Annotated in this window: 11 protein-coding genes; 6 read left to right on the top strand and 5 right to left on the bottom strand. The window is 65.2% G+C overall.

Translation table 11 applies throughout. The annotated features are described in order from the left end of the window. The first annotated feature begins 50 nt into the window (after nucleotides 1-50). A complete protein-coding gene (locus GV044_RS11330) occupies nucleotides 51-3,512 on the top strand; it encodes an indolepyruvate ferredoxin oxidoreductase family protein (RefSeq protein WP_159869563.1) in 3,462 nt (1,153 codons plus the stop codon). A 37-nt stretch (nucleotides 3,513-3,549) separates the two neighbouring features. Here GV044_RS11330 and GV044_RS11325 read toward each other — a convergent pair whose 3' ends face one another. From GV044_RS11325 to GV044_RS11310, 4 genes are read right to left on the bottom strand one after another with little or no spacing between them, the layout of a single operon-like run. Further along, nucleotides 3,550-3,879: a 2Fe-2S iron-sulfur cluster-binding protein gene (locus GV044_RS11325; protein ID WP_159869560.1), complete on the bottom strand. Its 330-nt coding sequence runs from the start codon at nucleotides 3,877-3,879 to the stop codon at nucleotides 3,550-3,552. Nucleotides 3,880-3,886: 7 nt separating this feature from the next. Further along, on the bottom strand, nucleotides 3,887-4,732 hold the full coding sequence (locus tag GV044_RS11320; protein WP_159869557.1) for an SDR family NAD(P)-dependent oxidoreductase: 846 nt from the start codon (nucleotides 4,730-4,732) through the stop codon (nucleotides 3,887-3,889). Nucleotides 4,733-4,779: 47 nt separating this feature from the next. Beyond that, nucleotides 4,780-6,087 carry a cytochrome P450 gene (locus GV044_RS11315; protein WP_159869554.1) on the bottom strand — a complete coding sequence of 436 codons (1,308 nt, stop codon included), beginning with the start codon at nucleotides 6,085-6,087 and terminating at the stop codon, nucleotides 4,780-4,782. Between the two features lie 13 nt (nucleotides 6,088-6,100). Next, nucleotides 6,101-6,952, bottom strand: a complete 852-nt coding sequence (locus tag GV044_RS11310) for an SDR family NAD(P)-dependent oxidoreductase (protein WP_236554876.1) — start codon at nucleotides 6,950-6,952, stop codon at nucleotides 6,101-6,103. A gap of 306 nt (nucleotides 6,953-7,258) precedes the next feature. Between GV044_RS11310 and GV044_RS11305 the strand changes: the two genes are divergently transcribed. Then, nucleotides 7,259-9,676 carry a TonB-dependent receptor gene (locus GV044_RS11305; protein ID WP_159869551.1) on the top strand — a complete coding sequence of 806 codons (2,418 nt, stop codon included), beginning with the start codon at nucleotides 7,259-7,261 and terminating at the stop codon, nucleotides 9,674-9,676. An 83-nt stretch (nucleotides 9,677-9,759) separates the two neighbouring features. Beyond that, a complete protein-coding gene (locus tag GV044_RS11300) occupies nucleotides 9,760-10,734 on the top strand; it encodes an AraC family transcriptional regulator (RefSeq protein ID WP_159869548.1) in 975 nt (324 codons plus the stop codon). Nucleotides 10,735-10,795: 61 nt separating this feature from the next. Here the strand turns inward: GV044_RS11300 and GV044_RS11295 are convergent, their stop codons facing one another. Beyond that, nucleotides 10,796-11,110, bottom strand: a complete 315-nt coding sequence (locus GV044_RS11295; RefSeq protein WP_159869545.1) for a non-heme iron oxygenase ferredoxin subunit — start codon at nucleotides 11,108-11,110, stop codon at nucleotides 10,796-10,798. A gap of 196 nt (nucleotides 11,111-11,306) precedes the next feature. Between GV044_RS11295 and GV044_RS11290 the strand changes: the two genes are divergently transcribed. From GV044_RS11290 to GV044_RS11280, 3 genes are read left to right on the top strand one after another with little or no spacing between them, the layout of a single operon-like run. After that, nucleotides 11,307-11,510 (top strand): hypothetical protein, encoded by a 204-nt coding sequence (locus GV044_RS11290; protein ID WP_159869542.1) that lies wholly within the window; start codon nucleotides 11,307-11,309, stop codon nucleotides 11,508-11,510. A 15-nt stretch (nucleotides 11,511-11,525) separates the two neighbouring features. Next, the gene (locus GV044_RS11285) at nucleotides 11,526-13,334 is read left to right on the top strand and encodes a hydantoinase B/oxoprolinase family protein (RefSeq protein ID WP_159869539.1); all 1,809 of its coding nucleotides are present in this window, start codon (nucleotides 11,526-11,528) and stop codon (nucleotides 13,332-13,334) included. 30 nt (nucleotides 13,335-13,364) lie between these two features. Next, nucleotides 13,365-15,443, top strand: a complete 2,079-nt coding sequence (locus GV044_RS11280; protein ID WP_159869536.1) for a hydantoinase/oxoprolinase family protein — start codon at nucleotides 13,365-13,367, stop codon at nucleotides 15,441-15,443. Nucleotides 15,444-15,497: the final 54 nt, after the last annotated feature.

The raw sequence follows: 15,497 nt of genomic DNA, 5'->3' as shown, positions 1-15,497 counted from the left end.
CGGACACGCTGTGCCTAGCGCCCGCGCGAGCGCTGCGCTCAAGGTAGCCCGTGACCAAAACCGTCGTGACATTGCAGGATCGCCTGGAGCAGACCTCCGGGCGAGTGTTCCTCACTTCGATGCAGGCGCTCGTTCGCCTGCCGCTCGATATGGCGCGGCGCGATCGTGCCGCCGGACTGAAGACCGGCGGCTATGTCACCGGCTACCGCGGATCGCCGATCACCACTCTCGATGCGCAACTGTGGGCCGCAAAGATACTGCTCGATGCGCACGACATCCATTTCGAGCCGGGCCTCAACGAGGAGCTTGCCGCTACCAGCCTGCGCGGCGCGCAACAGGTGCACTGGTTCGGCAAATCGCGCTTCGAAGGCGTCTTCGCGATGTGGTACGCCAAGGGCCTGGGCGTCGACCGCGCCTGCGAGGCGCTGAAGCTCGCCAACTTCGAGGGCACGCACGAAAAGGGAGGCGTGCTGGTCGTCGCGGGTGACGACCATGCGGCGAAATCCTCGGCCTCCGCGCACCAGTCCGAGCACACGCTGATCGCCGGCTTCCTGCCGATCCTGGCGCCATCCACGACCGAAGAGATCATCGCCTACGGACTGCTCGGCTGGGAGATGTCGCGCTTCAGCGGCCTCTACGTCAGCCTCAAGGCGGTGACCGACACCCTCGACCTGACCTCCTCGGTGACGCTGCCCGAAATCTCCATCGTACACCCTGAACTGCCGCTTGGCGCACAGCTCAACATCCGCCGCAGCTTGCCGCCGCTGGTGCAGGAATCCCTGGTGGTGAACGAGCGGCTACCGGCTGCGGTACAGTTCGCCCGGGCCAACGGGCTCAACCGCGTGGTGATCGCGCCCGAGCAGCGCAACCTCGTCATCCTGACCGCCGGCAAGGCCTATCTCGACGTGCGCGAGGCGCTTCTGGCGCTCGGCCTGGACGAAGCGCGCTGCCGCGTGCTCGGGATATCGCTGGTCAAGCTGGGCATGACCTGGCCGATGGATCAGGACTTCCTGCGCAGCGCCTGCGCCGGCGCGCGCGAGGTCCTGGTCGTCGAGGAAAAGCGCCCGGTCATCGAAGAGCAGCTTGCCTCCGCGCTCTTCGCCATGCCTGGCGCTCGCCCCACGATCGTCGGCAAGCGCGACGAGCAGGGACGCGTGCTCCTGCCGCTCGACAACGTGTTGGACGCCGGCCTCGTGCGCCGGACGATCGTCTCCCGTCTGGATGGCCTTGGCGTTCTCGATGCCCCTACCCGCGCTGCTGGTGAGCGGCTGGCGACCATGGAGTCCGCCGCCATCGCTCCGGCCGGCGCCGTTCGGCCCGCCTACTTCTGCTCGGGATGCCCGCACAACACCAGCACGAACGTGCCCGATGGCAGCCTGGCGATGGGCGCCACCGGCTGCCACGGTCTCGCCGCCTTCATGCCCGAGCGCCGGACGATGAACGTCGTGGGCATGGGCGCCGAAGGTCTGCCCTGGCTCGGCGCGCAGCATTTCACGGAAACCGAGCACGTCTTTTCGAACATGGGCGACGGCACCTACGCCCATTCCGGCATCCTAGCGATCCGGGCGGCGCTGGCCGCCAAAACTAACGTGACCTTCAAGATCCTCTACAACGATGCAGTGGCCATGACCGGCGGCCAGCCCCTGGAGGGCAACATCCAGCCCGACCAGATCGTCGCGGAGTTAATCGCCGAGGGTGTGACGCCAGTGGTCATGGTCAGCGACCAGCCGGAGAAATGGGCAGGCAAGCTTCCTGCCGAAGTCCGCGTTCTCGAACGCGATCGCCTCGACGCGCTGCAGCGCGAGCTGCGCGAGGTGAAGGGCGTCTCCGCCATCATCTACGAGCAGACCTGCGCCAATGAGAAGCGCCGCCGCCGCAAGCGCGGCAACTACCCCGATCCGGACATGCGGCTCTACATCAACCCCGCCGTTTGCGAAGGCTGTGGCGACTGCTCGCGTCAATCGAATTGCGTCAGCATCACGCCGCTCGAGACCGAGTTCGGCCGCAAGCGTGCGATCGATCAGTCGAACTGCAACAAGGACTACAGCTGCGTCAAAGGCTTCTGCCCCTCCTTCGTCACCGTACGGGGTGCCAGGATCGCCAAGCGCGCGATTGACATTGGGGCGCTGGAGCCGCTAATCGCCAGGCTGCGTGACCCTCGCATCGTCGACGTGTCCAACAGCTATGCCATGCTGGTGACCGGCATCGGCGGCACCGGCGTGCTGACCGTCGGCGCAGTGCTCGGCATGGCGGCGCACATCGAAGGCAAGGCCGCCAAGGTACTCGACATGACCGGCATGGCCCAGAAGGGCGGCGGCGTGATGAGCCACATCCGCTTCGCCGACGATGCCGAGCGGATCCCCAGCGCACGACTAGGCGTCGGCCAAGCGGACCTGCTGATCGCCTGCGACCTCGTCGTCGCGGCCGGCCCGGACGTCGCCAAGACCGTGCGCGCTGACAGCCACGTGATCGCCAACGAAGACGTGGTGCCGACGGGTGAGTTCCAGACGCGCAAGGACCTGGATTTTCGCGCCGCCGCCTTCGTTCCCGCCATCAGCCGCCGGGTCGAGGGGCAGAACATCGCTCTGGTGCGCGCCAACGCGCTCGCCGCCAAGCTGATGGGCGACACGATCTTCACCAATCTGCTGATGGTCGGCTACGCAGCGCAGACCGGGCTTCTGCCGATCGGGATCGATGCGATCACACAAGCAGTCCGGCTCAACGGCACGGCCGTGGAGGCGAACCTGCTTGCGCTGACCCTGGGTCGGATCGCCGCGGCGTTTCCCGATGAGATGGAGCGTTTCGCCCAGCTCGACCCCGCCCTGCCCGAACCAGAGAACCTGCCCGCGACGGTCGAGAGCCGCAGCCGGCATCTCGCAGGCTACCAGAGCGAAAACTACGCGGCGCAGTATCGTGCGTTCCTCGATGACGTCACGGCACGGCTCAGTGCCCGCAAGGTCGAGGCGGCTGAACCCTTCCTCATGGCAGTCGCCGCGCAGCTGTCGCGGCTGATGTCGTACAAGGACGAGTACGAGGTCGCGCGCCTCTATAGCGCGCCCGAGTTCAAGGCGGGCGTCGCCGCCCAGTTCGACGGCGATTACAAGATCGAAGTGAACCTGGCTCCGCCGCTGCTCGCCTTCCGCAAGGACCTCAAGACCGGGCGCCCGCGCAAGATCGCGATGGGGCGTTGGATCTTTCCCGTCTTCGGATTGCTCGCAAGGATGAAGGGGCTGCGCGGGACGCCGCTCGACGTGTTCGGCATGACTGCGGAACGCCGCATGGAGCGCGCGCTCATCGGCGAGTATCGGGCGCTGATCCTGTCCGTTGCCGATCGCGCAACGCAGGAGAACCTGGAACTCTGCACCGAGATCGCCGACGCTGCGGCGCTGGTCGCCGGCTTCGGTCCGGTCAAGGAAGCGGGTGTCGCCGCTTACCGCAAGCAGTTGGCAGAGTTGCTGGCACGGCTCGAAACGGAAACGGCAGCGCCGCCACACCGACAGGTCGCTGCTTGAGCGGCGGCGTGGCGCGCGATGGATTGCTTGCGGGCGTTCAGTAGCCGGTCGGCGCCACTGCCACCTTGAGACCATCGAGTTCGGCGCTCAGCTTGATCTGACAGGCTAGGCGGCTATTCGACTTGTAGAACTCGGATACGAGATCCAGCATTTCTTCCTCGATGGCGTCCGGTGCTCCTACCTTCTCCATCCAGGCATCATCGACGTAGACGTGGCACGTCGCGCAAGCGCAGGCGCCACCGCAGTCAGCCAGGATGCCGGCGACGCTGTTGGTGCGGCCGACTTCCATCAGCGACTGCGCCGTGCTCACGTCCTCGAACGTCCGTTCCGTCCCATCTTCCTCCACGAAAGTGACCGTAACACCCATTTTCTGCTTACTCTCCGTCCGCCATGGCCGAGGCGCGCGCGTCCATCAGCTCCTTGAAGTGATTGACAGGGTCGCCTGCCGAGATGCCGCCGTCAACTGCGAGCACGGTGCCGGTGATCTGCGCCGCACGATCGCCGGCCAGGAACAGCGCCGCCTGGGCCACGTCGTGGGGCACGCCCTGGCGCTTGAGCGGCTTGTTGGCGTCCCAGACCGGCTTCATCGCCACCTGGATCCGCTCGGCCTGCTGCACGGTGGCGCCAGGAGGCGCGAACGCGTTGAGATCGGTCGGGATATGCCCTGGCGCCAGACAATTCACCCGAATACCGTATTGGGCCAAGTCAATCGCCATCGACTTGCTGGCGTGGATCGCCGCCACCTTCGACGTGCGGTACGCAAGCATGGCCAGACCCGGGATAAGCCCGGCGATCGAAGCGTTGTTTATGATCGAACCGCCGCCATTGCGGGCCATATGCCGGGCCGCGCGCTGCGTCCCCCAGATCACTCCAAGCACGTTGACCTGCATGACCCGCGCAAAATCCGGCAACTCGTCGTCGAGGAAGTTCACGCTGGGCTTGCAGGACACGCCGGCGTTGTTGAACATCACGTGCAAGCCGCCGAACCGATCGACGGCGGCCGCCACCAGGGCGTCGATGTCTTCCGCCACGCCGACATCCGCGCGATGGTAGAACGCGGCATCACCCAGTTCGCGAGCCGTTGCCTCGCCAGCCCCATCGTTGATGTCGGCGATGACCACGCGGGCGCCTTCCGCCACGAACAGTTCCGCGGTCGCGCGCCCGATCCCGGACGCCGCACCGGTGACGATCGCCACCTTGCCTGCCAGTTCCTGACTCAAATCTCGCTCTTTCCTTGGGTTCAACTGCGATCCGGCACGCGCGGGGACTATGCCCGTTTCGTGAACGTGATCGGCAGGCTCGCGAGCGAGTGGGTGGCGACCGTGGGCAGGTAGCGCAACTCCTCGACCGGGACCGCCAGCTTGATGTCCTGGAGCTTGCGGATCACCTCACGCGCCGCGACGCGGATCTCCATGCGTGCCAGCGACAATCCGATGCAGCGGTGCGGACCACCGCCGAACGACACGTGGCGGCCCAGATTGCTGCGCTCCATGTCGAAGTCGCGCGGGCAGGCGAAGACGTCATCCTGATCGTTCGCGGAGGCATACATCAGCAGCAAGTGTGCGCCGCTGGGCAGGGTCTTGCCGCCCAGTTCGACCTCCTTGGTCGTCATGCGCGAGAGGCCGCGCACCGGCGGCTCGATCCGCAGCAGTTCCTCGACGAAGCGACCGAGCAGGCGATCATCGTCCGCCGCATCCTGCAGCAGTTGCGCGACCTTGGGCTGGGTGGCGAGGATGTAGAGGAGGTTCGACATCGCCGTCGCGGTCGTCTCATTGCCCGCGATCATCAGCGCGCGGACCAGCGAGACCACTTCCGCGAAGGTCAGCGTCGGGTTCTCCTCGCCCTCAGCCCGCGCGTGGACGAGATCGGAGATCATGTCCTCCCTCGGGTTCGCCTCACGGTCGCGGATCTGCGCGATCAGGAAGTTCTGCAGATCGCAAATCTCGCGGGCGTTCTCGACCATCTGCTCGCGGTCCTGCATGCGACCGATCTGCTGGGTCACCGCGTGCGACCAGCGCTGGATCTTCTCCGCATCGTAGACCTCGATGCCAAGCTGCTTGCAGATCACGCGGATGGTGACGGGAACACCGAAGTCCTTCACGCCATCGCACTCGCCGCGGTCGACGAACTCGTCGATACTCTCGCGAACGATGTCCTCGATCAGCGGCTCCAGCTGACGCACGCGATGGGCGGAGAACGCATTGTCCATCAGCTTGCGGATACGCGTGTGATAGGGCGGATCGGACATGATGGCGTCTGGGAAGAAGCCCTGCCCTTCCCGTTCCAGGATTTCCTGGAACTCCGCGAAGAACCCGGCGGCATATTGCGCCTTGTAGCCATGCTCGACCGAGTAGGTGATGGGATCGCGCTGAACCGTCTGGATGTCCTCGTAGCGCGAGATCAGGTACATGCCCAGCTTCTCGTCATAGTGGACCGGGTCCGCTTCGCGCATCGCGGTGTAATAGGCGGTCGGCTGTGCCGAGATGACCGGGTCGATCAGCGAGGCGTCCTGCAGCAGGTCCGATCCGTGCGGGACGGGGCACTGCCGTGCGGTCTGGGTGTCAGTGGCAGACATGTCGTGTCTCCGATTAGCCGTTCACCGCGGCGCTGGCCGCTTGCGGGGGAACGCGATCCGACACCAGAGCGTCGGTCGCCAGGAACTTGGTGGTGGTCCAGCCACCGTCGAGAGCGATCGACTGGCCGTTGATGTAGCTGCCTTCGGGCGAGGCCAGGAAGTACACGGCATTGGCCACGTCCTCGGGCGTACCCTCGCGATCGAAGGGGGTCATCTCGTGGTTCAAGCGTTGAAAGCCGCGGGCGTCCCAATAGTCCTTGGTCATGTCCGTTTTGATCACGCCAGGCGCAACCAGGTTGGAGCGGATGCCCTGCGGCCCATACTGCGCTGCGAGCGTCTGGGTCAGCCCCACCAAGGCGGCCTTGACCGCGCAATAGATGCCGCCGTCCAGTCCGCCGATGAGGCCGAAAGTCGAACCTACGGTGACGATCGCCGAGCCGGGACGCAAGACCGGCACCGCTTCGCGGCAGAAGCGGAACGTGGCCTTCAGGCTGATGTCGATCACCTCGTCCATGGCCGCGTCATCGGTCTGGTGAACTGGAGCCCAGCGCCCTGATCCGGCGTTGTTCACCAGGCAGTCGAGCCGACCGAAGGTGTCGATGGCAAAGCGGATGGCGCGTGCCGCGCTGTCCGGCTCGGCCACATCGAGCGAAAGGGTCGCGACTTCGGCCTGCCCGGCCAGACTGTCCGCGAGGGCGGCGAGCTTCTCCGGACGCCGCGCGATGGCGACGATCCGGTAATTCGCTGCCGCGAAACGTCGCGTGATCGCCTCTCCGATGCCCGCACTCGCGCCGGTGATGAGGACAACCGGCCTCGCAGTCGGGTCCTGCACCGACCCCATACCCAAGACCGTATGCTCGCCCATTCCCAATCCCACTCCGCTCTTGGATCGTCTGCGGCTCAGGGCAGTGGGTCGACGCCAGCTGCACGGCCTGTCGCTCCACATAGACCCAGCCGGGAGCAGCCCGCCAAGCCAAAAGGAGCGATTGCATTCTGCTGACAGACAAGAGCAAGTGCCATGTCAGTCCTGGGCAAAGCGGCGCGGGGCCGATGAGGCATCTCGCCCACAGGCGCGTCCGGCTGCTCGTGCAGACATGGCATGGCACTCTGAGGCAACTTAAGGTGACCCGGCACAAGAGAATGCCCAGCAAGGGCAATCCGGGAGGATCACGTGAAGCTCAACCGCAACGGATCGGGGCGCAAGTTTGGCGTTGGCTCGGCACTCGCCACCGCTCTGGCATTGGCTGCATCGCCCGCGTTCGCGCAGCGAGGTGCGAACGACGGCGCCGCTCCTCAGGCCGGGGTGGCCGATGATCACGGTTCGGAACCGATCGTCGTCACCGCGCGCCGCCGTGAAGAGAGCCTCGCGGATGTTCCGATCTCGATCACGGCCTTGGGCTCCGACGATCTGGTGACGCGTGCAGTCGTCACCGATGCCGATTTGCAACGCACCGTTCCCGGCCTCACCATCCGCCAGACGCAGGGCAACAACTCGCTCACCTACTCGCTGCGGGGGCAGAGCGCCGACATCTTCAGCGGCTCGCCGTCCGCGGTGGTGACGTACCTGAACGAAGTGCCGATGCCCGTCAGCGGCTCGTCCAGCTTCTTCGACCTGCAATCCGTGCAAGTGCTCAAGGGTCCCCAGGGCACGTTGTTCGGCCGCAACGCGACCGGCGGCGCGGTGCTGTTCACCTCGGCAAAACCGACGAATGCGTTGGAAGGCTTCGTGCGCGGCCGGTACGGCAACTATGATCGGCGGGAGGCCGAAGGCGCGATCAACATCCCGCTCGTCGATGACAAGGTGCTGCTGCGCGGCGCGTTCAACCTCTCCTATGCCGACGGCTATATCCGGAACCTGTATACAGGTGAGGACCTGGGCAAGATCAACCGGGAGAGTGGCCGGCTGTCCCTGACGCTCAAGCCGACCCCCGACATCGTCAACACCACGGTCGTGCAATACGCCAAGAGCCGCGGCACCAACACCGGCGCCTCGTACACCTACAGCGTCTATGGCTGTGGCGAGACCAACAACGGCTTTACGCTATCGTGCAGCGCGGGTCTGCTGTTCGGCCCCACGCTCGACACCGTGCTGGGGCCCGGTGCCTGGGCGCGATACCTGGCGGCGCACCCGAATGCCTATGCGCCTGGCTTGCTGGCCTATGTCGACGAGCAGAGGCGCTTGGGTCCCTACCGGACCAACCACCCCAGCGGTGCAAACCACTTCGGCGAGAACTGGAATATCTCCAACACGACTGAGGTCGACCTCGGCGCCGGGCTGCGCCTGCGCAACATCTTCGGCCTGGTCGACTCCTATACGGACTCACAGCAACCCCAACTCGGCGCGCCTTATGCGACCATTCTGACGGCGAATGCCGCAGTGGGCGAGTTCGGCAACGTCGAAGACTTGCGATCTTATTCGGAAGAACTGCAGTTGCAGGGCGAAGCGGCCGATGGCGCGCTCGAGTTCATCGTTGGCCTGTACCTTCAGCGGCAGAAGAACCGATCGCTCTATCCGCAGACGTACTTCGACCTTGCGCCGAACCCCGGATTTCCGACGTATGCAATCAACCACTTCCGGATCAAGAACTACACCGACGCGCTCTATGCGCAGGGTACTTACGACCTGGAGCGGATCGGCGCGCCCGGCTTCAAGTTGACAGCAGGCCTGCGCTATACGCGGGAGCGGGTCTTCGGCGTGCAGCTTGCCGGCTCGGACAACTTCGGCCCGCCCCAGCAGAAACGCACCTACAAGGATCCGAGCTGGGAAGTCGGCCTGGAGTACAAGCCCTCGCCCGATCTGCTGCTCTATCTCAAGACGCGGGGGAGCTTCCGCAGCGGCGGCTACAACGGCACGCTCGATCCAGTCGGCATCGTCACGCTGGGGGGCAGCAACTTCTTCAAGTCGGAGACGACGCAGGACATCGAAGGCGGCATCAAGTTCAGCGGTCGCGCCTTCGGCAGGCCCGCGTCGCTGAGCCTGGCCCTGTTCAACCAGTGGATCCAGGATGTGCAACGGGTCGAATTCCCCGATCCAGACGGCCCGGCAGGCCCCCTCGCCTCAATCGCCTTCACCACCAACGTGCCGGCAGAACGCGTGCGCGGCATCGAGGCGGAGGGAACGCTCATCCCGGCGGACTGGCTCAGGCTGGGCGGCCAGCTTGCACTGACGGACGCCGACTTCACCAAGAACCGGGTGGAGCTGTTCGGCAGTACTTATTCCTATGGCCCCGTTGGCGACACGCCCAAAGCGTCGGGCACTGCATGGGCGGAACTGACCGTGCCAGGCACGCAGGATGCGGGCGAGATCACCTTACGAGGCGAGGTCTATGCGCAATCGGGGCAGTACTTCTCGAACGCCGCGGCAAGTGTGTCGCCCCGCACCCGCCTGCCCGGCTATGCGCTGGTGAACGGGCGGCTAAGCTGGAAGGAGATCATGGGATCGAACTTCTCGGCGGCGCTCTTTGGCGAGAACCTGCTGGGCGAGGAGTACTTCGTGGGCGGCATGCAGCTGGCGGTTGCGCTCGGCCACAATGGCGCGGTCGTCGGCAAGCCGCGCACGTACGGTATGGAGCTGTCGTTCGCCTTCTGAGCCCCCTTACACCGTGACTCGGATCGGAAGGCACTCTATCGTGGCATCACGCCGTAAGAGCGTTCCTGGAGAAGGATAAGAATATGCCTGTGCTCGCATTCGACATGACGACCGCTAACCACGAATCGCGGCGGTTCGAGTTCCGCGGCCGGAACAAGGCGGATTACTACGACGGCGATCTGAAGCCCTTGTCGTCGCACAACGTCGACGTGCGCATCGAGAAGAGCCTCGCGGGCGAGTATGCCATCTGCAAGGAAGTGTCGCGGTCGGGGCTCGCGTTCCGCCGGTCCTGGGGGCACATCCGCAACGACAAGACGAACCTGGTGATCTTCTGGTTCATGCGGCGCGGGCACATGAGCATCGCCCATGCCGCCGGGCGCCATGTCGTTCACGCGGGCGAGTGCGCCATCACCCGCTCGACCCGGCCGTTCTACATGGAACTGGTTCCACCCGAGAACGGCGAGCTTGAGGTGATGCACGTCGTCGTGCCTTCCCACAAGATCTACGCCGTACTGGGCGACAACATCGAAGTCGGCCGTCCTTTCCCGACATCCAGCGGCGAACTGGCGCTGACCGATCGCATCCTCGACCTGGTGTTCGAGCAGGATGACCAGATCGACCAGGACATGGCCGAGCAACTGGTGCAGGCGCTGCTCACCGGGATCAGCAAGACCATCACGCGTCTCTCCGGCAATCCGCCGGCGCGCGAGTCCATCTCCGACAAGCGGATCGGCGACATCACGCGGTACATTAATCAGAACTTCGCCAATCCGGATCTCAATGCGCGGATGGTCGCGGACAGCTGCGGGATCTCGCTGCGCTACCTGTGTCACGTGCTGAAGAAGAGCGAGCTGTCGTTCTCGACCCTCGTCTGGGACAAGCGCATGGCCACCGCGCACGACTGGCTGAGCGACGAGAAGATGCAGCATTACGCCATCAGCGAGATCGCCTATCTCGCCGGCTTCAAGAGCAGCGCCCACTTCAGCCGCATGTTCAAGTCACGCTACAACGTTGCCCCGCGCGAGTTCCGCGGGCGCCAGGTGCCCGCGTTGGCATAGCACTTCCGTTCCGTCGCTCAGGCGGGCTTTCAGGTCACCCAGTCGCAAGTCGGGGCCTTGTCTACACCGCGACTTCGATCCATTCGTCCACGACGCGTATCCGATACGTGGCGATCGGCCATTTGGCTGGCGGGTTCTTTGCCTTGCCGCTCGCCAGGTCGAACCGGGCACCGTGGATCGGACAAGCAATCCAGCCGTTGCCCAAGCGCCCACACTCCAGCTTCTCGTCCGCATGCGAGCAGATGTTGGAGACGGCGAACAGCTTGTCGCCGACATGGCAGATGAGGATGGATTTGCCGGCGACGTCGACCGCCCTCTTCTCGCCCGTCTGCAGTTCGCTCTGCGGCAGGATTCGCAGGAAGGTCGGGTCGCCCATAGAAACATCGTCCGTTCGTTCGCAATACCGGCATCGGCGCTAGCACGCATGACGCCGGCTGCGCTGTGCTCACGCTGCACTGTGTCTTGCCGGATGTGGCAGCAGCGGTGCCGCACCTTGCGGACCATCCGGACGCGGCCTAGCGAGCAGGCTGAAGATGCACGTCACGATGGGCGGCGCTCGGGAGAATTGCGCGATGCGGCGAAGCCCCAGAACGGACTCCGGCAATGGCGGCATTGCCTCTCAGCAGGCGAAGCACTCCTCGGTCAGCGCCGTCGATCTCGGCCTCGCGCTCTCCGTCTATGGCAAGGACAAGGATGGCTCGCTGTTCGAGATCGGCGACACCACTTCGCCGCTTGCCCAGCAATCTGCCGCCGGCACCTGGCCGACCGAACAGTGAGAAAGGATGCGCCTCATGTCCTTTGAACTCAATCGCAAGCTCGCGGCCAAGCCTCCGGCACTGAAGACCGGGGCCAACATCGATCCGGTCACCGCCGACATCATCCGCGGCGCATTCGAGACTGTCTGTTTCGAGGCAGCCACCCATCTCGGCCGGGCCGCTTCCTCGCCCATCATCAACCAGTCGAACGAGCGCAACGCCGCTATCGTCGATGCCAACGGACGCCTTGCCATGGGCGCCATCGGCACCCCGCACCTGACGTTCGTCAATCAGATGATGGTCCGCTGGGGCCTGCTGAACTTCGACACATACGACTGGGGTCCAGGCGATGTCTTCGTCGCCAACGATCCCGACCACGGCGGTGGCCACTTGCCGGATTACTGCGTCTATGCCCCGGTGTTCGACGATGCCGGCGAGCTGATCGTGGTGCAGACGCTGCAGGCGCACCAGGGCGACACCGGCGGCAAGGATCCGGGCGGCTTCACTCTCGAGGCAACCGATATCTTCACCGAAGGCGTTTCCTACCCGTGCCTGAAGCTGGTCCATCGCGGCGAGAAGCGCCTGGACGTGATCCGCATGGTGGAGCGGAACAACCGTTTCCCCTCGTTTGCGGGAGACCTCGCCGCGATGGTCACCGGCGTACAAAAGGGTGCGACGAGGCTCCAGGCCTTGATCCGCAAGTATGGGTCCGAAACGGTCAAGGCCGCGATCAACCACTCGATCGACCACACCGAGGCTCGCTGCCGCCAGGAGGTCTCCCGATGGAAGGACGGTACCTACGAAGCGGTCGTCTTCATCGATCATGACACGGCCGGCACCAAGGACATCAAGGTCCAGGTCACGTGCCGCATCGAAGGCGACCAGCTGACGGTCGACCTGACCGGAACCGACGATCGCCCCGACCTGGTGGGCGTGTGGAATACCTTCGCCAACACGCGCAGCTACATCATGACGCAGGTCGTGGCCGCGATGGACCCGCAGATCGTCAAGAACGAAGGCTACTTCAACGCCGTCGACATGGTGATTCCGGAAGGGTCGATCGCCCAGCCGCCGCCGAACAAGCCCGCCGCGCTCGGGTCTTTCCACCCGGCCTGCGAGATCACCGAGGCGGTGTGCCTCGCGCTCAGCAACGTCGCACCGGAGCGCTCCGCACCCCAGCTTTACAAGATTGGGATGCCCAACGCCGTCATCGGCTTCGACGAAACCGGGACGATGTGGATGGACCAGGGCGTCGACTGCCGCTCGATGGACGTCTCAGCCGTTCCGGGGATCGACGGGTGGGGCTCGTGCCCGGTAAGTCTCGGCAGCCTCATCCTTTCCGAGGCCGAGGATGCCGAAACGCGCTTCCCCATCCTCAACATCAGCCGCGAGATGAAGACGGACGGCGGCGGCGCTGGGCAGTGGCGCGGCGCTCCGGGCAGTCTCAACGTGAAGCAGGTGCTGCAACCCACCACCGCGATGGCGTGGATGGTCTCCGCCGACCACCCTTTGCGCGGCATGTGCGGTGGCGACGATGCCATCCCCTACTCCAACCACTTCGAAGTCGGGACGCCGAACGAGCGCAAGATAGAGCAGACGGCGCAGGCCATGCTGCCGGCCGGCGCGGTCATCGCCTACCAGCACGGTGGCGGCGCCGGCTTTGGCCGCCCGCTGGAGCGTGACGTGGAAGCCGTGAAGGAAGACGTACTGGACGAATACGTCAGCATCGAGGCTGCGCGCGCCAAGTACGGTGTGGTGCTCACCGGCAGCATCGAGGACTACGACATCGCTGTCGATCACGCCGCCACGGATGCGCTGCGCCGTGAGTTGGCCACCGTTGACTGACTGGGGCTGCGGCCGCTTGAGGGGGAATTGATGGGCTATCGCGTCGGCATCGACATCGGGGGGACGTTTACCGATTTCGCGTTGCTCAAGGGAACACAAGTTCGACTTCACAAGAACCTGTCCACGCCGGAAGATCGCTCGATCGGGGTGATGACGGGGCTGCAGAAGCTCGCCGAGATGGAGGGACTTGGGCTCGCCGAGTTCCTGGGACAGTGCGACGCGATCGTCCACGGCACCACGGTGGCGGATAACACCCTGATCGAGATGAACGGTGCGGTGACGGGCCTCATCACCACCGAGGGGTTTCGCGACGAGATCGAGTATCGGCGCGGCTTCAAGGAGGACATCTGGGATGTCCGCCTGGAGCCCCCCGTGCAGATCACGCCACGTCGTCGCCGCCTGACCGTGCCCGAGCGCGTGCTGCACGACGGCTCGGTGCACAAGCCGCTCGATGAGGCTGCGGTGCGCGAAGCCTGTGCCCGGCTGCGCAAGCAGGGCGTGGAGTCGGTCGCCATCTCGCTCCTGTTCTCGTTCGTGAACCCGGCGCACGAAAAGCGCATCGCGCAGATCGTCGCGGAGGAGATGCCCGGCGTACAAGTGTCCACCAGCCACGAAGTGCTGCCCCGCGCGCCCGAGTACGATCGCACCAGCACCACCATCGTGAACGCCTACGTGGCGCCGCGCGTCTATTCGTATCTGGAAAAGCTGGTGCACCGCGTGCGTGACGCGGGCTACACCAACCAGCTGATGGTCATGCAGGCCAGCGGCGGCGTGATGACCGTCGACTACATCGAAGGCTCACCGATCCGCGTGCTGGCGTCGGGCCCGGCCGGCGGCGTGATCGGGTCGGCCCACGTCGGGTCGGCCAAGGGCTACGACGATATCCTGTGCGTCGACATGGGGGGCACCTCCTACGACATCTCGGTCGTGATCGGCGGCAAGGCTCCGGCCGAGGCGGGGTGGAACATGCACCACCGCTATCTGATCGGCGTGCCGATGGTGAAGGTGGAGACGCTGGGCGCCGGTGGCGGTTCGATCTGCCACGTCGACAACGGCGCACTGCAGGTCGGCCCGGCGTCGGCCGGATCGGAACCGGGGCCGATCTGCTATGGCCGGGGCGGCACCCAGCCGACGATTACCGATGCGCTGGTCATGCTCGGCATCCTCTCGACCGACGAAGGCTTCGCTGGCGGCAGTTTCTCGCTGCGCCGCGCCGGCGTCGAAGAGGCGTTCGCCGAGATTGGACGGCAGATGGGCTACGGCGCGGAGGAGGCGGCGTTCGATTGCTGGCGCGTGGTCAATGCCAACATGTCGCAAGGCGTGCGCCGGATCACCGCCGGCAAGGGCATCGACCCATCGGAAATGGTCATGCTCGCCTACGGAGGCAATGGACCGGTGTTCGCCGCGATCCAGGCCGAGGATCTGGGCATTGAGCGCGTCCTGGTGCCCAAGGCATCCCCGACGTTCTCGGCGCTGGGCACGCTGGTCGCCAATCCGAGCATCGACGAGGAGCGCTCGTACATCGTGCCGGTCATGTCGGCCGACACGGCGCGGCTGACGGCGATGTGGCAAGACCTGTCGGACCGGGCAGTCCGATACTTCAAGGCAGCCAACTTTGAGCCCGACCAGATCACCGCGCGTTACCAGATGAACATGCGCTATCCGGGCCAGAACTTCGCCCTCACCTTCGATGTGCATGTGGGGAAGGGTCTGGGCGACTCGAGCTTCATCGACGACGCGATTTCCACGCGTGCGATCGAGTTGTTCAACCGGCGCCACCAGGAAGAGTACGGCCACATCCGCGAGCACGAGTTGCCCGAGATCACCGGCGTGCGCCTTGCCAGTTTCGTCGAGACGCCCTCCCCTGCGGTCCTCAAAGGCACGAGTGTGGCGCCGCGAACGCCCGAGCCAGCCAAGCTGCGCCGCGCGAACCTGGGCCAGGGGTTCAGCGGAACGCCGATCTACGCCGGTGCTACGCTTGCCCCTGGACACGAGATCACCGGGCCCGCGATCATCGAAGAGACTTTCACCACCATCGTCGTATATGGCGGCTGGAGAGCCGTGGTGGACGATGCCGGAGACTACGAACTCGTGCGGGACCGTACCTGAGTTTCCGACCTCGCCCGCTCTGAGAGGTGGGCGAGGTCATACGAGGTAGCGCCG

This window comes from Novosphingobium sp. 9U (assembly GCF_902506425.1).
In the GTDB taxonomy this organism is placed as follows: Bacteria; Pseudomonadota; Alphaproteobacteria; order Sphingomonadales; family Sphingomonadaceae; genus Novosphingobium.
Note: the sequence above shows the minus strand (reverse complement) of the source record. Positions and strands in the feature narration are given on the sequence as shown.